The 21,635-nt window shown below is 40.1% G+C and carries 16 protein-coding genes; 6 read left to right on the top strand and 10 right to left on the bottom strand.

Annotated features, from left to right (window positions below):
* Positions 1-26: 26 nt before the first annotated feature.
* Together H6A61_RS04840 and H6A61_RS04835 are read right to left on the bottom strand one after the other, a co-directional pair.
* Positions 27-164 carry a hypothetical protein gene (locus H6A61_RS04840; protein ID WP_204391544.1) on the bottom strand — a complete coding sequence of 46 codons (138 nt, stop codon included), beginning with the start codon at positions 162-164 and terminating at the stop codon, positions 27-29.
* 674 nt (positions 165-838) lie between these two features.
* The gene (locus H6A61_RS04835) at positions 839-997 is read right to left on the bottom strand and encodes a hypothetical protein (RefSeq protein ID WP_204391542.1); all 159 of its coding nucleotides are present in this window, start codon (positions 995-997) and stop codon (positions 839-841) included.
* A 345-nt stretch (positions 998-1,342) separates the two neighbouring features.
* Between H6A61_RS04835 and H6A61_RS04830 the strand changes: the two genes are divergently transcribed.
* Positions 1,343-2,560 (top strand): transposase, encoded by a 1,218-nt coding sequence (locus H6A61_RS04830; RefSeq protein WP_204391539.1) that lies wholly within the window; start codon positions 1,343-1,345, stop codon positions 2,558-2,560.
* Between the two features lie 252 nt (positions 2,561-2,812).
* Here the strand turns inward: H6A61_RS04830 and H6A61_RS04825 are convergent, their stop codons facing one another.
* Positions 2,813-3,403, bottom strand: a complete 591-nt coding sequence (locus tag H6A61_RS04825) for a Panacea domain-containing protein (RefSeq protein ID WP_154045024.1) — start codon at positions 3,401-3,403, stop codon at positions 2,813-2,815.
* 218 nt (positions 3,404-3,621) lie between these two features.
* On the opposite strand from H6A61_RS04825, the gene H6A61_RS04820 reads away from it, so the two are divergent.
* The 3 genes from H6A61_RS04820 to H6A61_RS04810 all read left to right on the top strand — a co-directional run bounded on the left by H6A61_RS04820 (position 3,622) and on the right by H6A61_RS04810 (position 6,525).
* Entirely contained in the window at positions 3,622-4,791 is a 1,170-nt protein-coding gene (locus H6A61_RS04820) for an ATP-binding protein (RefSeq protein WP_204391530.1), read from the top strand.
* Between the two features lie 3 nt (positions 4,792-4,794).
* Complete coding sequence (locus H6A61_RS04815) at positions 4,795-5,445, top strand: hypothetical protein (protein WP_117694942.1); 651 nt, start codon at positions 4,795-4,797, stop codon at positions 5,443-5,445.
* A gap of 534 nt (positions 5,446-5,979) precedes the next feature.
* Positions 5,980-6,525 carry a Panacea domain-containing protein gene (locus H6A61_RS04810; RefSeq protein ID WP_117694957.1) on the top strand — a complete coding sequence of 182 codons (546 nt, stop codon included), beginning with the start codon at positions 5,980-5,982 and terminating at the stop codon, positions 6,523-6,525.
* A gap of 857 nt (positions 6,526-7,382) precedes the next feature.
* On the opposite strand, the gene dnaK is transcribed toward H6A61_RS04810, so the two are convergent.
* The 7 genes from dnaK to H6A61_RS04775 all read right to left on the bottom strand — a co-directional run bounded on the left by dnaK (position 7,383) and on the right by H6A61_RS04775 (position 18,482).
* Positions 7,383-9,296 (bottom strand): molecular chaperone DnaK, encoded by a 1,914-nt coding sequence (gene dnaK / locus H6A61_RS04805; RefSeq protein WP_204391528.1) that lies wholly within the window; start codon positions 9,294-9,296, stop codon positions 7,383-7,385.
* A 394-nt stretch (positions 9,297-9,690) separates the two neighbouring features.
* Entirely contained in the window at positions 9,691-11,343 is a 1,653-nt protein-coding gene (locus H6A61_RS04800; protein ID WP_204391526.1) for an AMP-binding protein, read from the bottom strand.
* Positions 11,344-11,359: 16 nt separating this feature from the next.
* A complete protein-coding gene (locus tag H6A61_RS04795; RefSeq protein ID WP_204391524.1) occupies positions 11,360-11,938 on the bottom strand; it encodes a helix-turn-helix domain-containing protein in 579 nt (192 codons plus the stop codon).
* A 106-nt stretch (positions 11,939-12,044) separates the two neighbouring features.
* Positions 12,045-13,952: a RecQ family ATP-dependent DNA helicase gene (locus H6A61_RS04790; RefSeq protein WP_204391522.1), complete on the bottom strand. Its 1,908-nt coding sequence runs from the start codon at positions 13,950-13,952 to the stop codon at positions 12,045-12,047.
* Positions 13,953-15,674 carry a single-stranded-DNA-specific exonuclease RecJ gene (gene recJ, locus H6A61_RS04785; protein WP_204391519.1) on the bottom strand — a complete coding sequence of 574 codons (1,722 nt, stop codon included), beginning with the start codon at positions 15,672-15,674 and terminating at the stop codon, positions 13,953-13,955.
* Between the two features lie 194 nt (positions 15,675-15,868).
* Positions 15,869-17,068, bottom strand: a complete 1,200-nt coding sequence (locus H6A61_RS04780) for an aminopeptidase C (RefSeq protein ID WP_204391518.1) — start codon at positions 17,066-17,068, stop codon at positions 15,869-15,871.
* 22 nt (positions 17,069-17,090) lie between these two features.
* Entirely contained in the window at positions 17,091-18,482 is a 1,392-nt protein-coding gene (locus tag H6A61_RS04775) for an aminopeptidase P family protein (RefSeq protein WP_204391516.1), read from the bottom strand.
* Between the two features lie 139 nt (positions 18,483-18,621).
* Here H6A61_RS04775 and H6A61_RS04770 point away from each other — a divergent pair, with 139 nt between their 5' ends.
* Both H6A61_RS04770 and H6A61_RS04765 read left to right on the top strand, forming a co-directional pair.
* A complete protein-coding gene (locus tag H6A61_RS04770; protein ID WP_204391514.1) occupies positions 18,622-19,473 on the top strand; it encodes a patatin-like phospholipase family protein in 852 nt (283 codons plus the stop codon).
* 93 nt (positions 19,474-19,566) lie between these two features.
* Positions 19,567-21,270, top strand: coding sequence for a DUF6377 domain-containing protein (locus tag H6A61_RS04765; RefSeq protein ID WP_239469113.1), 1,704 nt, complete (start codon positions 19,567-19,569; stop codon positions 21,268-21,270).
* Positions 21,271-21,635 lie beyond the last annotated feature (365 nt).

Here is a 21,635-nt window from a genome sequence, read left to right as displayed (position 1 = left end):
TTTAATCATTAAACAAATCTGTCAAATCAATAATCCCTCAAAAGCGGTGAGCAGAACATACGCAAAGCGTCTTTCTTCATAATGTATTCAAGACCCTTGCTTAAAGTATAATCAACAGCCTCAATCTTTGAGGCATCCTGACCAGTCATCAAATTGTTGAGCATACCTTTTCGTAGAGTGGCAAGTAGCTTTAGAATCTACCGGGCAGGAAGCTCGTATTCACCATATTCGACTAGTCTCTCAGACCAGGTACTCAAATAATTCTCTGAATATAATTTACGATAAGCTATGTCTATATCTTCCCAAGTCATCTTGTCCTCATAGTCTTCTACCTATTTTGAGAAATAGAATAAGGGATGTTCCAATACAACTTGTTCAGCGAATACTCAACAAACTAATCGCTCATTTCAATATTTTCAGACCTACAAAACCGCAGTACAGCCAACGGACTTTAGTCTTGCTAACCCGTAGCAGGCTTTTAAGCCAGTTGAGGATAAAGTCCACTTTTTCAATTCTGTTTTCCCCATGCTGAGAATCGTTAGGAAAAGAGTCTATTCATCAACGACAATAAATGTGTTTTCATCGTGCCTAATTAGCTCCTTCAAGAAATTTTCCAGGTCTTCTTTTTCCAAAAAATCAAATTGAACAGGACCGAGAGAAATCTTCTCTATTCTTTCCAGTACTGAAGTCAACCCTTTGGACATTCCTTTAGCTACCTGTTTCCAAATACCATTTTTACAGAAGGCTTCAATTACAAGGTTAAGAAAACCATCTTCTGTGATTGTTTCCTCCAGGTCGATATAAACACATTTCCACCTCTGATTCTTTTTCTCTTCTATCAGAAATTTCGCCTATGAAGACTTGCTAATGCGGCGAGGTACAGACAGTAAAAAGAATGGCTACTATCAAGCTGTCTGTTTACCTTGCGGATTTCCTTTTCTCTTCCGAAGAAGTCACCATATTCTGCCAATAGACCAATCTTATCTGATCTACACATAGTTTTTCAGATTTATCCGCAAAGATAAATATCTAATTAATAAAAAAATATTTTTATAGAAAATTATTTTTATAAGTTTATGGCCATGCAGTTCATTTGTCCGGACGTATTCATTAAATCAATACTTCGGTAAATTTTTACCGATAAATAAAAATAAAACAATAGAATCGGTGTTAGCCAGTTCAAAATTACATTAAAGAGATCATTGAAATACTGTCAAGAATGAATCGTTAAGGAGTAAGAAAAGGGATGAAAATATATGCTAAACAGCTGAAGACAAAGAGGAAAAGTATTGCATAATTCACTGATTTTTAGTAAATTAGAAGTACTTCACCACTTTTAATTATGACTAAAGAATCACTCCTTATGCAATACCAATCCGAGTGCAGAAACGCTCTCGAATCAGCTGTAAATATAAGCAAATCTTTTCAGAAAGTATTCATGGATGCAATGAAATTATTCATGGCTATACCTGACCGCATCAATTTCCTGCAAATGGGACGATATGGATGTTTCTCGGAACAGACATACCGCAACAATTTTGAGAATGATGACTTTGACTGGTTTTCCTTCAATGAAGCCATCATCAGAGAACACCTTAAAGGCTGTCGCAAGGCAATAGCCATTGATCCGTCTTTCATTCCAAAATCCGGCAGCAAAACACCGTGGATTGGCTATTTCTGGTCCGGTTATGCCGGCGAATACAAACGCGGACTGGAGATAACCGGTATTGGAGTTATAGACGTTGACAACCATGAATGTATGACTTTGGCCTCTGTACAGACACCTGACAACACAATGCTGGAAAGCCGCGGGAAGAATCTTGTAGACTGGTACAGTTCTTACCTTATCAGCATACAGGAACATCTGAAACGGATTTCCGACACTGTCGTATGTGATGCGTTCTTTTCAAAGGCAACTTTCATCAAACCATTATGCGAGAACGGATTCCACGTTATAAGCCGTTTCAGAAATGATGCAGCGTTGTTTTATCCCACCTTAGAAAATGGGACAGGAAAACGCGGACGTCCAAAATTGTATGACGGAAAGATTGACTTTGAATATCTGGACATTACAAGATGTACCGAATACAAAGTAAACAAGGATAAACTTTACGGACTGAAAGCATACTCCAAAGCACTCAAACGCTTTGTGAGCCTAGCTGTATGGTATCCCATGGATGGAAGAACGGACAAATGGCAGCTGTATTTCTCTACAAACGAAATACAGAACGCACAGGATGTACTGGACTTTTACAGGACACGTTTCCAACTCGAATTCTGCTTTCGGGATGCCAAGCAACATGCAGGAATAACAAACTGTCAGTCTACAGACTTCAGGAAACTGGCATTCCACTTTAATGCATCACTTGCAGCGATAAACCTCGCCAAGGCTGCATGTAAGAAGATGGGAATAAAATATTCCATATCATCATGCAAGTCAGTCATACACAATGCTTACATGCTTGAACGATTTATTTGCGTGTCTGGGATTGAACCAAACACGCAATTAATTGACAAACTTTTCAAAGAACTCATTTTATTTACTGCCAGAGCCGCTTAGGCTAGGCTAATTTTTAACGAACTATTGTTAAATATGAACACAGGTAAAATGATGAAGCAATAAATATCGTCATAAAAAGTGAAAAAATCGGGCATATACAAAGAATTTCTTAAGTTCACAAATGGTATTCCACTGGGATTAATCTGCAGTAATCATTATTAAAAAATTATATCTAAATAGCTTTACATACTTTGAAGAACGCAATCTTGCTTTCTGAACAAAAAAGGACGAAAAAACAACAAATCACTTTCCTCAAATATGAGATTCAGTATTTAAGAGATTAGCCGTCTGTCGTATATTCAAACTCTCACGATAATCCTCTGCTGCACAATCAGTCATTTCTTCTGTAAAGTCAATTTGCTGGTCGGAATTGTTGCATTCATATTTATTGAATGCCTCCAATAATCCAGTACGTACTGCTGTCCGATACCAAAGAGTACCTTCCTTATGGGTTTCCGAAACCAAATCAGATGCAGTCATATTTCCATATTTTGCCAATATCTCGTCCATCATCTCGATTTCACATTCTGAGAATTCATTGTCATCAAAATCGGCTATTGCTTCAATGAAAGTACCTCCATCCTTAAAATCAGTTTTTACGAAATTTTTCAGAAGATACGGACTGTCAGAAAGATCGACGAACACATCCTTTGCTACAGGACCGATCTGCCATACTTCAAACGGTATGCCTATGAACGGGATATGATATTTCAGTGCCATACGTTCCTCCATCAAATACAAAAGTATCAGTAGTTGTGTCTTGCTGAGATTAGATTTTTTACGCGCTATATACACAATCGTATTACCAAGCTTCTGTTTAGTATATTCAGAGAATTTACACATAATCAATGTATTTTGGTTACAAAGATAGCTTTAACCTTAAAACGGACAAGAAAACAAGCAATTAACTGTACAAATGTACGTCGACACATGTGGTCAAATAAACAATAAAAAAGTTTTAGATAGAAGCGAACAAAATAAATATTGAAAAATCAGCCTTCACACACCCGTAATCCATTAATTATCCGTATCTTTGCCTATTAGAAAGCAACTTCAAAATCATGAAAGAATCTATAATCATAAAGAACTTAGGCCCGCTTAAAGAAGTGGAAATAAGAGATATCAAGCCACTGACCGTATTTATCGGTAAGTCTGCCAGTGGTAAGAGTACAATCATGAAAATTATTGTACTTATGAGATATATCTATAAAATGATAAACATCCGGTCGTATCTGAAAAATGCGAAGATTACCCGTTCGCCATTCAAACTACGTTTCAACTCTCTGCTTCAGGACGGCCTGGAAAGCATGATAACGGTAGAAACCGAGATATATTATACCGTAGAAATAAACGGGAATCAATATACCCTGTCCTATACCAACAAGACTTTGCAGTCGGACATCAACATTCCAAACAACGACCTGGTATTCTTCAAGGAATCGTATATATCAGAAACACGAAGCGTAATTCCTACATGGGCATCCAAAGTGGCTACGCTTAAAGGGGCAAGCCTCGGCTTCTTCTTTCACGAGACATTCAACGACTTCAACAACGCGACAGATGTCATCAAAGAACAGCAACTGGACTATCTGAATCTGAAGATGAAAGTCCAGAAGTCCGGCAATAAGCCTAAACAGTTTATGATAGAGTCATTACAGGAAGGCACCAAACCTATGGAACTGAGATATGCTTCTTCCGGTATTCAGACATCTGCTCCATTGGTCACCATTGTTCGCTATTTTGCAAAAGAATTCTCATTCAAGGATGCTTTCAAGCGCTCTGTGCTGGACTATCTGTACAAACAAGACAGACTTGAAAAATTCACTCCCCAAATCAACCAAAGCGATTTGGAGAAGTATGTGCATATCCATATAGAAGAAGCTGAACTGAGTCTTGATCCAGAGGCACAGAGGGCCCTCATAAGCAATCTTATTGATGAAGCGTTCCACAAAAACAATGAAGACCGCAAGCTGGGGCTGATGATAGCCACACACAGCCCTTATATCGTAAACCATCTGAACGTACTGCTTCGTGCCGGATACTTTGAAAAGGCAAGGGAAAACTATCCATTCCTGGAAAAGGATAATATTGCCGTATATCGTGTACATGAAGGCACTCTGACATCTCTGATGGCAACGGATAACGAAACGGAAGAGTATGTAATCAATACCTACGACATGTCCGACACGATGGAAAGAATCTTTGACGAATACGAAAGCATGGAGGAATAATGTATGGACAGCGCACTGATTGACTTCCTCAAAAAGGACTATCCCGCACATTTCGGACAGGAATGGAAAGAAGACACCATGCAAGTCCGAAGAGAACAACGGCCTAAAGGCAAATTCGAAATACGAGACGGACAACTGCAAATTGTACAATATACAGGTAATGGCGTATCCGTCATTAACAACAATTCGGAAACAGATGTAGAAATCATAGATTTCGAACACTATATAAACATCTTTCGCGATACAGATGCCGGTATGGGACGTAAATGTGACTTTATCATCAATCCGATAGCCGGATATGATTTCATCATATTCAATGAGTTGACTGAAAGCGAAAAACAATACATCATGCCTTTCACTTCTCCCAAAACAGGGGAAGAAAAGGAAGGAAAACTGGCATACGCAAAAAAACAACTAGAAATCTCCATTGAAAAATTCTATAGCGTAAACAACTTTTTGGACGACTATGAAAAAAAAGTGGCTCTTTTTTCATGCCGACTGACAGATACGAGACCTAATGGAATCATGTCAAAATCATTACGGGCTTTCCGAAAACCACAGAAAATATTCGCCAATATCCGGGCTCATGAGCTACTGATACATGACTTTGTCTTTGAACAGAGAATATACGATAACGAGTACAAAGTTTGCTAAAAATAACAAGAAATACTCTGATAGTTATCAGAGTAAACCATATATACAGGAACAATGGATGGAGAAAAGACAAGAATATCCAGATTCTAAAGTGTATTGCCTATCTGTAACTGAGACCACCCACTAATAAAAGGACTTATCAGTTTGGAAAGTATCGCTTATGTAAAAACTAAGGACATCATTCTTGCGTTTATGGCGGTTTATGAATTGCCGAAAGCATTATATTCTTCTCTGATAAATGAATGAATTAAATCATAGGAAAAGTCCAATCTAATAAAGATACCAGTAATGAAACAGGAAAGACTTTGAGCAGTTGAAACAGAAAGTGATTATAATGAATATGTTATAAAAGCATTCTATATCTCCTGATTGTCGGCTAGTATGGTTGCGCCCTGCTCAAATATCTGCATAACAAAACATTTAATTTGGAAGGAAAAAAGAGAAGAAATAATAAAAGGTTGGCAGTCTATTCCAATGAATTATCATCTAAACAGAAATATTAGTTACATTTTGCCAATTATAGATTTGATTAAGATGAAAGAAAAGATACAAATAGCTAAAATGAGAGCGGTATTACTATATATCATGCAAAGTTTCCCTCATGGAGTAGAGTTTATAAAGTTATTTAAAATACTTTATTTTGCTCAGCAGGATCATCTTCTCAAATATGGGAAAGTGCTTATAGAAGACTCTTTTAAGGCATTGAAGCATGGCCCTGTTCCTACCTACATTTACAAGGCACTACAAATAGCAGAGAGAATGCAGCTGGAGGGTAATTTTGATGAATTTCTTATCAACATAAAAGTGCATGACAAGAAGGTTTATACTTCTGCCACACCTAATATGGACTACATTTCAGGCTCAAACAGGCGTTGTCTAGATGACGCTATTGCCCAATATAAGGACATAACTTCCGACATGCTACATGACTCAGCATGGGAGGAAGTCATGACGTGCATTCCGGATGCTCCTCAAAAAAATTGTATTACTATTATAGACATAGCAAGAGCAGGAAAGGCAACAAAGGAAATGGTAGACTATATCCGTGAAAAACAGATAGTAAAAAATGCTTTATCCTAAAATCTGAAGACGTAAATTAGACTGAGGTAGTGCCTTTAAGCAATAGCGATGGCTTTGTCCTTTCAGTACTAGATAAATCTTCCGTCTCAACTTTATAACACTTGCAGCCCGAGATTCAGCAGTTGCTGTCTTGCCACACCACTTTGGTCTTGGATCTGCACCGTACCAAAAGCTTCGAGTCTCAAATCAAGAATCTAGTCGCAATTCTGTCAGATATTTTATCTCCTTCATAGCTGACTGCGAAAATGCACAGAAAAGCAATCACAAATTCACCAGTTAAAATACTCAATCCGCAGCGTAAAATGTAAAGACACGCGATAGCTAATTAAACATAAATAATTACAGATAAAAATCGATAAACAACAAAGACTTATCAGATGCATATATGAAGCTATTAAGCTAGAAAATAAGTAATATTTGATTAGAATTAGAGAACAATCTGATTTTATTTCAGCAATTCTTTGATGAGAAAATATGAAAACTTATAACTTACTGTTATTTAAGTATTTATATATTCATTTGTTGCACATTATCTACTAATTTGTTGCGGTACAAATATGGTACTAATAAGTGAATTACATATATTTTAGGAACAATGAATCAAAAATGTATCCCAATATTCTTTTTCAATATTGATAAAGGAAAAACCACTTGTGTATATCCTTGATTTTCAGACTATAGATTTTTTAAGTGTCACATTATCTACCATTAAGTTACGGTACAAATATGGTACATTTATTCCATAAAAAACAATAAACATAGATAGAAAAACACCAAATATAAAAACAAAAAAAGGTGTGGAATCGTCTGATTTCCACACCTTTTCTTATGGATGTTTATTGTTTATTTATCGTTACTTACTTGACTTCCTCAAAATCAGCATCTTGAACATTGTCGCCATGCTTGTCATTAGCACCACCATTGTTTGCCTGACCTGCGTTAGGACCTGCCTGAGCACCGCCCTGTGCGCCTGACTGAGCATACATTTCAGCGCTTGCTGCCTGGAAAGCTGACTGGAGTTCTGCACTTGCAGCGTCGATACCAGCCAAATCCTGAGCCTTGTGAGCGTCTTTCAGTTTCTGAAGAGAAGCTTCGATAGGAGCTTTCTTGTCTGCAGGGATCTTATCGCCAAGGTCTTTCAACTGATTTTCTGTAGAGAAGATCAAGCTGTCAGCCTGGTTCAATTTGTCGATACGTTCCTTTTCTTTCTTATCAGCTTCTGCGTTTGCTTCAGCTTCAGCCTTCATACGTTCGATTTCTTCCTTGCTCAAACCTGATGAAGCTTCGATACGGATAGCCTGTTCCTTACCTGTAGCCTTATCCTTAGCAGATACTTTCAAGATACCGTTGGCATCGATATCGAATGTTACTTCAATCTGAGGAACACCACGACGAGCTGGAGCGATACCTGTCAGGTTGAACTGACCGATTGATTTGTTCTGTGCTGCCATAGGACGTTCACCCTGAAGTACGTGGATTGTTACTTCTGTCTGGTTGTCGGCTGCTGTAGAGAACACTTCACTCTTCTTGCAAGGGATAGTAGTGTTGGCGTCGATAAGTTTTGTCATCACACCACCCATTGTTTCGATACCCATTGACAATGGAGTTACGTCAAGAAGAACAACACCCTTGATTTCGTCTGTCAATACGGCACCCTGAACTGCTGCACCTACTGCAACTACTTCGTCTGGGTTAACACCCTTAGAAGGAACTTTACCGAAGAAGTCTTCTACAAGTTTCTGAACTGCAGGGATACGTGAAGAACCACCTACAAGGATTACTTCGTCGATATCTGAGTTGCTCAAACCTGCATCGCTCATAGCTTTCTTACATGGTTCAAGACAAGCCTGGATCAAGTTGTGTGCCAACTGTTCGAATTTAGCACGGCTCAATGTCTTAACCAAGTGCTTTGGAACACCAGCTACAGGCATGATGTAAGGCAAGTTGATTTCTGTAGAAGTAGAAGAAGACAATTCTATTTTTGCCTTTTCTGCTGCTTCTTTCAAACGCTGCATTGCCATTGGGTCCTGAGTCAAGTCAGCACCTTCGTCGTTCTTGAATTCCTGAACCAACCAGTCGATGATTACCTGGTCGAAGTCATCACCTCCAAGGTGAGTATCACCGTTTGTAGAAAGTACTTCGAACACACCGCCACCGAATTCAAGGATTGAGATATCGAATGTACCACCACCAAGGTCGAACACTGCAACCTTCATATCCTTGTTTGATTTGTCAACACCGTATGCAAGTGCTGCTGCTGTCGGTTCGTTTACAATACGTTTTACTTCAAGACCTGCAATCTGACCAGCTTCTTTTGTAGCCTGACGCTGTGAGTCTGAGAAGTATGCCGGAACTGTGATAACAGCTTCTGTAACTTCCTGTCCAAGATAGTCTTCAGCAGTTTTCTTCATTTTCTGAAGAATCATAGCTGAGATTTCCTGTGGAGTGTAAAGACGTCCGTCGATGTCAACACGTGGAGTATTGTTTTCGCCACGAACTACTTTATATGGAACACGTTCTATTTCTTTTGCTACCTGTTCGTAAGTTTCACCCATGAAACGTTTGATTGAGTAAACTGTACGAGTTGGGTTTGTGATAGCCTGACGTTTTGCAGGGTCACCGATTTTACGTTCGCCGCCGTCAACGAAACCTACTACTGATGGAGTAGTACGCTTACCTTCGCTGTTAGCGATTACAACTGGTTCGTTACCTTCGAACACTGCTACACATGAGTTTGTTGTACCTAAGTCAATACCAATAATCTTTCCCATAATTTTATCTGTTTTTTTATTATTATCTAATTAAGTTATTTCTGTAACTTTTGCGTTACGCTGTATTATAAACAAACCGTGTGCCACGGCATAAAAATGTTTTGGCACAGACAAAAACTGACATTTTGGCTGAAATTTATCTTAATATTACTGACAAAACATGATTCCTGTCATCTTTTAAACTATATACATTGATAAAATATATAGGGTAGAAGAGGCTCTTTTGCTGGAGATAAAAGTATTTTATCTGTTATATTTATAGAAAATGTCAGCACGAAAACATGTTTTTATGTGGAAGAACGAGGTATTGTTTCGGTAGAAACAAAAAAATGGAGCCACTGTGGTAACTATGCCACTGTGGCTCCATATACTATCTATATAATAATATATAATGTCAGATTATTTCTATACCTTTCTGTTTGCAGAGTTCCAAACCTATGTCTTTCAGCTTGAATTTCTGAATCTTTCCGCTTCCTGTCAGAGGGAAACCATCTACGAAGAAGATATATTTCGGTATTTTGTATCTTGCAATCTTGCCCTGACAGAATTCGCGAACGTCGAATTCGTTCATTTCGCATCCTTCGTGCAGGATGATGAATGCGCCTACTGCCTCTCCATATTTCTTCGACGGAATTCCAGCTACCTGCACGTCCTTTATGCCAGGCATCTGATAGAGGAATTCTTCGATTTCGCGCGGATAGATATTCTCACCTCCACGGATAATCATATCTTTGATACGTCCTGTTATGCGGTAGTTGCCGTTTTCGTCTTTCACACCAAGATCGCCTGAATGAAGGAAACCATTCTTGTCGATGACTTCAGCTGTAGCTTCAGGGTTCTTGTAGTAACCCTGCATGGTATTATATCCGCGGTTACACATTTCTCCCTGCACGCCTACAGGACATTCTTCACCTGTTTCCGGGTCAAGAACTTTCACTTCGGTGAATTCGAAATCACGTCCTACTGTTGTACAGCGCACTTCAAACGGGTCGTCTATGCGAGTGTGTGTCATACCCGGCGATGCTTCTGTCAGACCGTAAACGCTGGTGACGCGCATAAACATCTTTTCTTCAACCTGACGCATCAGTTCCACAGGGCAGAGAGAACCTGCCATGATACCGGTGCGCAGACTGCTGAGGTCGAACATATCGAACATAGGGTGGTGGAGTTCGGCGATGAACATTGTAGGTACACCGTATAGTGCCGTACAGCGTTCTTTATGCACTGATGCAAGGACGAGCAGCGGGTCGAAGCGTTCCAGCATTACCTGTGTACATCCGTGTGTGAGGCAGTTCATTGTGGCAAGCACTACACCGAAGCAGTGGAACAGCGGTACACATACACATAGTTTGTCGTCTGATGTAAACTTCATGTGTTCACCTGTCAGGTAGCCGTTGTTTGTGATGTTATAGTGGCTCAACATTACTCCTTTCGGGAATCCTGTTGTACCTGATGTGTATTGCATATTTACTGTGTCGTGACAGCTTACTTGCTTTTTTGCGTTTTCAAGAACCTCATCGTCTATGTTGTTTCCTAGAAGAAGAATTTCCGGAGTGTTATACATTCCTCTGAATTTTTCCTGACCGATATAGACAACATTACGCATACATGGGAAACGTTTGCTCTTCATGTGTCCGCGACTGAAGGTTTTCAGTTCCGGGAGCATATTGTATGTCATCTGGACGAAATCGCTGTCTTTCTCTCCGTTTACGATACATAGGGTGTGCATGTCAGAGTTCTGGCACAGATATTCAAGCTCTGCCTGTTTGTAGTTGGTGTTTACTGTGACTGCCACTGCACCAATCTTGGCACATGCATACAGGAATGTCAGCCAGTCTGGCACATTTCCTGCCCATATACCTACGTGAGTTCCTTTTTTCACTCCGATGGCGAGCAGACCCTTTGCCATATTGTCCACGCGCTTGTTGAACTGGCTCCATGTGAAGCGCAGGTTGCGGTCGGAATAGACTATATATTCTTTGTCGGGGGTGACTTCGGCCCAATGTTCGAGCCAGTCGCCAAGTGTTCTTTCTGATAACTGTAACATGGTTTCCGGCTTTTGATTAGATTGGTGTATAGATAACTGCAAGAATACGTGCTGCCTGACCTTCGTAGGCATGAACATGATGAGGCACGATAGAGTCGTAATAAATTGTGTCGCCTTCTTCAAGAACGTAAGCGTTCTTTCCGTAAGTGATTTCCACCATACCTTTCACTACCATTATGAATTCTTCGCCCTCGTGAGCCGACTGGTTGAACACGGTTTCATCGTTCTCATCAATGTCTATGATGAAAGGCTCCATGTGGCGGTCGGTCTTACTGCGTGAAAGTGAGTGATAGTGCATGTGCTGGCGTGAGTCAGTAGCATTGTTTGAGAAACTTATAGTGTCGTCAGCTTCACCTTTGCGGCATACCACCGGACCGGATTCGCTGTCCTGGTCGTCAAGGAATGTACCCAAGCGTACACCAAGGGCACGTGCTATCTTGATTAGCGGTGCCAGCGACGGAATATCGATATTTTCTTCAATGCGTGTGATTTGTTCAGTAGTCAAACCTGTATTTTCTGCCAATTCTTCTATACTGATCTCTTTTATGTTTCTGAGCGATTTGATTTTTTCGCCGATGATATTAGTGTAATCCATGGTAAAAAAAGTTTTGATTTATATGTTTGTAAGCGCAAATATAGTCAAAATTTTATAACACAATGGTTTTTTCTTACTTTTTGTAGCTTGAATATGTTAGATAAGATTATTTTGGCAATGAAAGCATACCGTTTTTCTGATGTATGATTTCTTCAGCAAGAAGGTATGACAATACTTTTGTAACATTCTCTTTGTCGTATGATTCAAGTTTTTCCATGAGTGCGGATGTTGTCATGTCCTTTTCTTTGAGAGTTTCTTCTATGGCTCTTGATATCTCGTCGAACACTCCCTGCTTGATTCCTGATGAATGTGACGAAAGGCATACGTCGCACTGTCCGCAGTTATGTTCGTTTTTCTCTCCAAAATATAGCAAGAGCATACGGCTTCGGCATTTGTCTTCAGTTTCGGCATATTCAGTCATGGCCTCAATGCGGCGGATGAAGCTTTTCTTTCTGTCTTCATATACTTCTTTTGTGAATATCAGACGGTCGGCTTCCTGCCTTTCGCGCGTATATATAATATAAGGAGTTTTCTTTCCCGGTATATAATGGAGAATGCGTCGGCGGGTGAGTGAGATAAGTGTGTCATATACCTGCTGGCGTGTCATGCCGGTGCGCAGTGACAGAGTCTCTTCGTTTATATAGGCATATTCGGTGAATACTCCTGTGTATGAACGGAGTATGATGTTTATCAGCTTTTCGGTTTCGGGGCTTGTCTCATGTATGCGGTAAAGCTCCTCCTTTGTCAGAGTAAACATCAGACGAGAATTGTTGTCCTGCTCGTCTGTGTATTCCAGATATCCCGCACGGGTAAGTATTTTCAATGCGCTATCTACCTGGATAGGGAAGTGCTTGAAGTTACGGCAGAACTCATCAATGTTGAACTCTCTGGTGCAACTAAGTCCGTCGCCCATTGCCATCTGGTAATAATAGTTCAGATGCTCGTAAACTGTACGGATATAGTCTTTTTCGGGAAATGTGTCTGTTATTCTTTTCTTCAGGGTGGCTTTGTCACTTCTTGCATAAAGCAATACTGCATAAGCTTTTTTACCGTCTCGTCCGCCACGACCTGCCTCTTGGAAATATGCTTCCGGAGAATCCGGTATATCAACGTGCACTACTAGTCTTACATCAGGCTTGTCTATACCCATACCGAATGCGTTGGTGGCAACCATAACTCTGGTTTCTCCTTTCACCCACGATTTCTGTCGCTGGTCTTTTGTTTCGTTGTTGAGTCCGGCATGATAGAAAGTAGCCGTAATTCCGTTTTCGTTCAATAGCTGGGCGTACTCTTTTGTACGTTTGCGGTTGTGGGCATATACTATGGCTGAGCCATCTACGTGTTTCAGAATATGAAGGAGTTCTTCCTGCTTGCTCTCTGTTCTGCGGACAATGTATGCAAGGTTCTTGCGTTCGAAACTCATGCGGAACACATTCTCCTCTTTAAAGGCAAGACGCTGCTGTATGTCCTTAACCACTTCGGGAGTGGCTGTGGCTGTCAGTGCCAGAACGGGAACGCCTGGCAGCAGGTTTCTTATTTCTGAAATTTTGAGATATGCGGGGCGGAAGTCATAACCCCATTGAGAGATACAGTGCGATTCGTCAACAGTTATCAAGCTGACTTTCATGCTGCGGAGTTTGATGCGGAAAATCTCCGTGTCAAGTCTTTCAGGCGAGATATAAAGGAATTTGTAATTGCCGAAAATACAGTTCTCAAGAGCTATGATGATTTCTTCGCGAGTCATGCCGGAATATATGGCAATGGCTTTTATGCCGCGGTCGCGAAGGTTTCTCACCTGGTCTTTCATCAAGGCTATCAGTGGAGTTATGACAATACACAGTCCGTCTTTCGCCATGGCTGGAACCTGGAATGTAATGGATTTTCCACCTCCCGTAGGCATCAGTCCAAGTGTGTCGCGTCCGCTTCCTATGCTTCGGATAATATCCTCCTGTATTCCACGGAAATTGTCATATCCCCAATAGTCTTTCAGTATTTTACGGTAATCGTCTGTCATTTAAAATCCGCTTGGCTTAATGTCTTCTATCTGTAACTGAATGTCACCGCGCTTGTGTGAGTTCTCTTCTATCGTGTAGCAGATGTTGAACGATTGCTTTGTCTTGATGTATCTCACCTGTGAGCTTTGTCCGAAAGCAATTCCGTTCATCACATTGTTCGATTTGTTGTCAACTAGTTCAAGTTTTATATGCTCCTGTTCGCGTCCCACCACTTTACTTGTGCCATAGTCGTAAACATTAAGTGTGGCAAACACCGGTTTGTGGTTTTCCGGTCCGAATGGGTTGAATTTCTTCAGGTCGAAGAAGAATTTAGGAGTTATGTCGCGGAAGTCCAGTTGTGCGTCAATATCGATTGTAGCGCTTGTCTGTTCAGGTAATATATGGTTTGTCACATATTCCTCGAATCGTCTTGTGAATTCTTCCACATTCTCCACTTTCATGGACAGTCCGGCAGCATATGTGTGTCCGCCGAAGTTTTCAAGCAGGTCGCGGCAATGCTCAATTGCACTATAAACGTCGAATCCTGAGACTGAACGTGCCGAGCCTGTGGCAAGACCTTCGGTACGGGTGAGCACCACTGCTGGGCGATAGTAAATTTCTGTAAGTCTTGAAGCTACAATACCTATTACCCCTTTGTGCCATTCCTCGTTGTATATCACAATGCTTCTTCTTTCCGAAAGGTTTTCAAGAGAATCGACAATCTTGTTTGCCTCTTCGGTCATAGTCTTGTCCAGATCCTTGCGCTGTTCGTTATATCCGTTTATCAGATTGCCTTTCTCGTGTGCCTGTTTATAGTCCTTCTCAATGAGCAGGTCAACAGCTTCCTTTCCTTTTTGTATTCTTCCCGAGGCGTTTATTCTCGGACCGATCTTGAACACTATGTCGCTCATGTTTATTTCCTTGTCAGTGAGTCCGCACACGTCTATTATGGCTTTCAGTCCCATGCAAGGATTGGCATTGAGCTGTCTCAGTCCGTGGTATGCCAGTATTCTGTTTTCGCCCATGATAGGAACGATGTCCGAAGCGATACTTACTGCTACAAGGTCGAGCAATGGGGTGAGTTGGTGAAATTCTATACCGTTGTTCAATGCAAATGCCTGCATGAACTTGAATCCCACGCCGCATCCTGAAAGGTGTTCGTATGGATATGTAGAGTCTGCTCTTTTGGGGTTGAGTATGGCTACAGCATCAGGCAGTACATCGTCGGGTACGTGATGGTCACAAATTATGAAGTCAATACCTTTTTCTTTGGCATACGCAATTTCTTCTACGGCTTTTATTCCGCAGTCGAGCACAATCACAAGTTTTACTCCTGTTTCGTATGCATAGTCAACTCCTTTTGTCGTTACTCCATATCCTTCGTTGTATCTGTCAGGAATGTAATAATCAATGTTTGAGTAGAACTGCTGTAAAAATTTATAGACTAATGCCACGGCTGTAGTGCCGTCAACATCGTAATCGCCATATATCAGGATACGCTCTTTCCTGCCCATTGCGCTGTTGAGCCTTTTCACAGCCGCATCCATGTCGTTCATAAGGAACGGATCGTGCAGGTCGTGCAGTTGCGGACGGAAAAACTTCTTTACCGCATCGGCTGTTTTTATGCCCCTCTGTCGCAATAAGTGGCAAAGGATCGGACTAATACCTATTTCCTTTGCCAGAGCCCTGGCTTCTTCTCTTTGCTCTAGAGTAGGAGGTTGATAATTCCATTTGTATCTCATTATATTATTTTTTTTCTTTTTTCCTGAGTATGATGGGGTGGAACATAATGTTCCTGTCTTTTTGTGTGGCATTACTTGGTATGCCTGTTCAATTCAATTTGTAAAGTTAGGAAAAAGAAAGAATAAAAATGCCGGTTTAGTATAAAAATTAACTAAACCGGCATCATATTATTTGTAATCAGTCTATATTACGATTATTTCAGGCCTAATTTCTTGGCAATTTTTGAAGGGATTGCATCTTTGTGTACAAGGATGTTCATAGTTTTGTAAGCAACGAATGCCTTTGAAGCATACCATATACCTTTGTATTTTCCAGCTTCACCCCAAGAGTTCTTTACCATGAAGTATTCTTTTCCGTTCTGGTCTTTAGCCAAACCGTAGATAAGCATACCGTGGTCGTCAGTAGTTTCCCAGTTGTCGAAAGCTGTCTGACGCATTTCCTGTGTTACAGTTACTTCAGGAAGAGGTTTGCTTGTAAGTTCCTTACGCTTGTCGGCTGCGCTAAGTCCCAACCAGTGAGCCATATCTGAACCAGTAAGTTCTGCACCCTTGGAAGCATCCGGGAATACGGCGATACCGTCGCGGGTGAATCCCTGTTCGCTTACGTCAGAACCCCATGCGAATGTATATCCTTTTCTTACGGCATTGTCCATAACTTCCATCAACTCTTCTACAGGCAGGTTGTATGAAAGAGCATTACGCCAGTTGTCCTGTACCTCTACGTTGAACTGAATGTAGAAAGGATGGTGAGTATAAGAAGTCAAAGAGATATAGTCGTTCATGTTCAGTTTCAGAACTTCGTCGGCAAATGTTCTTGGAGTGTAAGTCTTGCCGTTGTAATTAAATTCTTTCGGACATTCACCAAGATATGTGTCATAAATAGAGCGCAGACCGTTCTTCCATACCGGAGTAAGTTTTGAGAACTTGCCTTTACCGATTGCCTCAACATATGCTCCTGCTACAGCGTCAAGTTCGTTGTGTACAGGAAGTGAGTCGCCGTACATGATACCAGGCATTGCATCCTGTGGTACCATACCATATTTTTCGTAGCAAACTACCATATCTTCAAAGCTACCGCCAGGAGAGAACGAAGCATCACCGTGATAACGTACGTAGTTTACGGCACGATCTTCCATTGTGTGGTGAACGATGAACATTTCAGAAAGGTCGAATTCGCCTTTACCTTGACGTAGCAATTCAGATTCAAGGAATGCTACAGACGAGAACGACCAGCAAGTGCTTGAACGGTTCTGGTTCTTGATAGATGTGATAGGGTTTTCCTTGATAGTTGTAAACACAAAGCCTTCTTCAGCTTTTTTCTCCTCTTTCGCTTCCTGAGCGTTGATGCTGCTGAAACAAAGTCCAAGTGCAGCCAGTGTGATAAATTTGTTCATGTTATTAATTGGATTTATAGTATTAATTCTTCATGATTTCCTCTACGTCTTCCACCTTGATAGGAATACGCTTTTCTCCTGTAAATCTTGAACCGTCAGGAGTGATGAGTATATCGTCTTCCAGACGGATACCGCCAAAGTCTTTATACTTTTCTATAACATCGTAGTTTAGGAAGTCGGTATGCATTCCTTCTGCTTTCCATTTGTCAATCAGCGCTGGAATGAAATAGCATCCCGGCTCATCGGTCATGACAAATCCCGGTTGCAGACGGCGTCCCATACGCAGAGATGCCAGACCGAACTGGTCGGATGGACGTACTTCATCATCATATCCCACATATATCTGTCCCAGGTCTTCCATGTCGTGAACGTCAAGTCCCATCATATGTCCAAGTCCGTGAGGCATGAACAGAGCATGTGCACCTGCTGCAACAGCTTCGTTCACATCGCCCTTCATCAGTCCAAGATCTTTGAGTCCCTGAGCCAGAACCTTGCATACGTCAAGATGTACAGACTTGTATGTTATTCCAGGTTTTGCCAGTTCCAGGGCTTTCTCATGACATGCATAAACAATGTTATAAATATCTTTCTGGCGCTGGGTGAATTTTCCTCCTACAGGGACAGTACGCGTGTGGTCAGAGCAATAGTTGTTTATATTCTCTGCACCGGCATCTGTAAGCATCAGTCTTCCTTCCTGCAGAATGTGGCTGTGGTCGTGGTTATGCAATGTCTGTCCGTTCTGAGTGAGGATAGTGGCGAATGAAGTCATGCTTCCGTATGAAGCTGCGATACCTTCCAGGATACCTGCTATGTATTGTTCCGATACTCCAGGCTTGCACAGACGTATAGCTGTGGTGTGCATTTCATAACCAATGTTGCACGCTTTGTCAATTTCTTCAATCTCGCATTGCTCCTTTACAGCCCTTAATGACACGACGGCCTTGATTAATTCTACAGAGGCATGAGTTTTAACCATAGATGCCTTAATACCTGTCAGGTCTTCCAGAAGCATCATGTTGTCATAACGGTATGGAGGCAGGAAATGGATTTTTCTGCGTTGTGATAAAGCTTTTCCTATAACATCCTTCAGTTTGTCGAATGGGAAGCTTTTGCTTACACCTACTCTTGCAGCCAGTTCTTTTATGCTAGGCTGAGGTCCCATCCATATAATGTCGTCCATATCGACATCATTGCCGAAAAAATACTCTTCGTTATTGTCTATGTCAATAACTCCGGCATATCCCGGGTGGGAATGTCCGAAAAAATATAGGAACGAACTGTCCTGTCTGAATTTGTATGTATTGTCAGGATAGTTTGCCGGAGCCTCGTTGTTTCCAAGGATAAGGATAAGACCGTTGCTCATTCTTTCCCTCAAGGCTTGGCGTCTTTTTTGATATGTTAAGGTTTCAAACATAACAGTAATATTATACAGTAATTTATAGAATATGTTATTTATGTTGCAAAAGTAAGAAAAAAATGTCTTATTTTCTATCTGAATGTATTTAAAAAACATATATTTGCATTTGGCGTGTCTGTTTTAAAAGAAATATGTTATGAAAGTAGATTTTAGTAAAATGGGCTTAGTGCTTGAAGGCGGTGGCATGCGTGGTGTATTTACCTGTGGCGTGCTTGATTTTATGATGGATAACAATATCGAATTCCCTTATGCGGTAGGAGTGTCTGCCGGTGCTTGCAACGGACTTTCGTATATGTCGCATCAGCGAGGTCGTGCCAAATACAGTAATATAGATATGCTTGAAAAGTATAACTATATAAGCTTTAAATATCTTTTTCATCAGCGCAGTATTTTAAATCAGAAGCTTCTGTACGAACTGTTTCCTGAAGAAATTCTTCCGTACGATTACGATGCTTATATGAAGAATCCTAACCGGTTTGAGATGGTCACAACGAATTGTGTAACCGGTAGGGCTTGTTATCTTGAAGAAAAGCATGATAAGGAACGATTGTTGCGTATAGCTAAGGCCTCAAGTAGTTTGCCTTATGTATGTCCGATAGTTTATGTGGATGGACGTCCAATGCTTGATGGAGGAATAATAGATTCCATTCCTGTGTTGAGAGCCATAGAGCAGGGATATGAGAAGAATGTTGTCGTTCTTACCCGTAATCGTGGTTACCGTAAGACGGAGAAAGACATAAAGGTTCCTCATTTCATATATACCAGATATCCTCGTTTGCGTGTACTATTGAGTAACCGTTGCCGTGTATATAATGAACAGCTGGAGATGGTAGAAAAAATGGAAGATGATGGAAAGATTATAGCAATCCGTCCGGAAAAGAAAGTCGTTGTAAACCGTATCGAGAAGGATATAAAGAAACTGATGGAACTTTATGAGGAAGGATATCTTTGTGCAGAAAAGGTACTTAAACCTTTGATGCAGGATTAATTCATATGTGAAATGAGCTTAGAATAGACAGCACTATATGGTGCTGTCTGATTATATACCGAGTTTGCTAACTTTTAAGATTTAAGATAAGTGATGAGAAATATCTTGATGTTGCTATTGTTATTGGTTTCGGTGGAAGCCTATTCTATTAATTCTGAATTGGAACAATTGTTATTAAGGCTTGATTCTGTATTGGCATGCAGTGATAAATTTGTAGCGGAGAAAGAAGCCAGATTAGAGGAACTGAGGAAAAGGAAGTCTTCGGCTTTAAAACCGGAGGAAAGATTGTGGCTTAACAAGATGTTCTATGATGAATATTATGTTTATAATGTAGATTCTGCAATGGTCTATGTAACTGATAACATCAGTATTTCCCAAGAACTTGGAAGAAAAGACTGGGAGCAGGAATGGCTTCTGAATAAAGTTTTCTTACTTGCTGCTACAGGTTTGCTTAGTGAGGCAGAAGGAGTTATTGAAGATATAGATATTAAAAACTTGAATAAAGACTTGATGTTCAGATATTATGACAGTAAAATATATCTGTATTCTCATTTGGGACAATATATAGGAGAACGTCCGGAACTTACCAGAGCCTATTATGAGCGCGTAGCGGAATTAAAACGCGAAGCACAGGAATTTATAACTCCTGACAATCCGTCGTATTATAGCTTTTATGCTTCATTACATAAAGACTATCCGAGGTCTGCATTTGGAGACAGTATTAAGGTTAAACTTCAGAAAATAGTGGAAAAATCAAGACTGTCGTCGCGAACCGATGCAATTAATTCATACCATCTGGCTATTATGTTTTTTAATGAAGGTGATGAATACAATTATATAAAATATCTGGTTTATTCGGCAATTGCAGATATAAAGATAAGCAATCGAGATATAGCTTCTTTGGAAGAATTATCAAACATACTATATTCATATAACGATATAGACAGGGGATATACATATATCGGATATTGTCTTAAGACAGCATTATTATATCCAAATAGGGTAAGGTTTGCAAACATTTCATCAGTTATGGATAAATTACGATATGCTTACCAACAAAGGAATGCCGAGCAGGAAAGCAAACTTCGTTCATCGCTTTATGCAATGAGTATAATGTCGGTAGTTTTGCTGATTTCTATATTGTTTATATATGTCCAGTATAGAAGGCTTGTCAAGTCACGAAAAGAATTGGATGAAAGCAATCGTTTGCTTAACCGTAATGTAGATGAACTTTCCGAAGCACATCAGATGCTTGCAGATGTAAACAAAGAGCTGAGCGAAGTAAACGAGAAATTGAAGATAAGTAACAGTAAGCTTCAGGAATCCAATTATGTGAAAGAGGAATATATAGGTTACGTATTTTCAATATGCTCAAGCTATATAAGTAAACTGGAAGAATACAGAAAGAGCATTAACAGAAAGTTAAAGGCTGGACAGATAGATGATATAAAATCACTGACTTCAAGTACAACAATAGTTCAGAGTGAACTTAAAGAATTCTATCACAGTTTCGATGCAATTTTCCTTCATGTATATCCGGATTTCGTTGAAGATTTCAATTCACTATTGCGACCGGAAGAAAGAGTGGTGCTTAAAGAAGGAGAATTGCTCAATACTGAACTTAGAATATATGCACTTGTACGGTTAGGTATAAGCGATAGCGTGAAGATAGCCGAATTCTTGCATTGTTCTCCTCAGACAGTTTATAATAATCGTTTGAGGACACGCAACAAAGCCATTATACCTAAAGAAGAGTTTGCCGAAACTGTCCGTTCATTGGGTAAAATGCAGAAATAGACCTTCTTGTTTTCAATGGAAGACTTTAAAAAGTTTACTTTGTAGAGATGTTATATTATTGATATTCAATAGTATAACATCTTTTTTGTTTACTTGCAGTTTTTACTGAGTGTTATATTGTATATTATTACTTGTTACTTTTGCAACCAGAGAGAAAAAAACTGTTTAATGTTAACTTTGAAATAAAAATTTTATTTATGAAAACTTAGATGTATGAAAATGTAAATATAGAAATGTATATTGGAATATACTTATTATTAAGTAGATGTTCATAATTAGTTTATATCATATAGATTTGCTACCTTTGCCTCATAATCCTCAAAGCTACCTCTATGGGCAAAGTCAAATCAATCAGATTAAAGGAC

This window comes from Bacteroides caecigallinarum (assembly GCF_016901995.1).
GTDB lineage: Bacteria > Bacteroidota > Bacteroidia > Bacteroidales > Bacteroidaceae > Phocaeicola > Phocaeicola cellulolyticus.
Note: the sequence above shows the minus strand (reverse complement) of the source record. Positions and strands in the feature narration are given on the sequence as shown.

Bases quoted from the DNA above. Each gene is read 5' to 3' on its own strand.
- H6A61_RS04830 (WP_204391539.1), top strand. From the start codon at position 1,343: ATGACTAAAGAATCACTCCTTATGCAATACCAATCCGAGTGCAGAAAC.
- H6A61_RS04795 (WP_204391524.1), bottom strand. From the start codon at position 11,938: ATGGATTACACTAATATCATCGGCGAAAAAATCAAATCGCTCAGAAAC.
- H6A61_RS04815 (WP_117694942.1), top strand. From the start codon at position 4,795: ATGGACAGCGCACTGATTGACTTCCTCAAAAAGGACTATCCCGCACAT.
- H6A61_RS04780 (WP_204391518.1), bottom strand. From the start codon at position 17,068: ATGAACAAATTTATCACACTGGCTGCACTTGGACTTTGTTTCAGCAGC.
- H6A61_RS04800 (WP_204391526.1), bottom strand. From the start codon at position 11,343: ATGTTACAGTTATCAGAAAGAACACTTGGCGACTGGCTCGAACATTGG.
- H6A61_RS04835 (WP_204391542.1), bottom strand. From the start codon at position 997: ATGTGTAGATCAGATAAGATTGGTCTATTGGCAGAATATGGTGACTTC.
- recJ (WP_204391519.1), bottom strand. From the start codon at position 15,674: ATGAGATACAAATGGAATTATCAACCTCCTACTCTAGAGCAAAGAGAA.
- H6A61_RS04825 (WP_154045024.1), bottom strand. From the start codon at position 3,403: ATGTGTAAATTCTCTGAATATACTAAACAGAAGCTTGGTAATACGATT.
- H6A61_RS04775 (WP_204391516.1), bottom strand. From the start codon at position 18,482: ATGTTTGAAACCTTAACATATCAAAAAAGACGCCAAGCCTTGAGGGAA.
- H6A61_RS04810 (WP_117694957.1), top strand. From the start codon at position 5,980: ATGAAAGAAAAGATACAAATAGCTAAAATGAGAGCGGTATTACTATAT.
- H6A61_RS04770 (WP_204391514.1), top strand. From the start codon at position 18,622: ATGAAAGTAGATTTTAGTAAAATGGGCTTAGTGCTTGAAGGCGGTGGC.
- H6A61_RS04820 (WP_204391530.1), top strand. From the start codon at position 3,622: ATGAAAGAATCTATAATCATAAAGAACTTAGGCCCGCTTAAAGAAGTG.
- H6A61_RS04765 (WP_239469113.1), top strand. From the start codon at position 19,567: ATGAGAAATATCTTGATGTTGCTATTGTTATTGGTTTCGGTGGAAGCC.
- H6A61_RS04840 (WP_204391544.1), bottom strand. From the start codon at position 164: ATGCTCAACAATTTGATGACTGGTCAGGATGCCTCAAAGATTGAGGCT.
- H6A61_RS04790 (WP_204391522.1), bottom strand. From the start codon at position 13,952: ATGACAGACGATTACCGTAAAATACTGAAAGACTATTGGGGATATGAC.
- dnaK (WP_204391528.1), bottom strand. From the start codon at position 9,296: ATGGGAAAGATTATTGGTATTGACTTAGGTACAACAAACTCATGTGTA.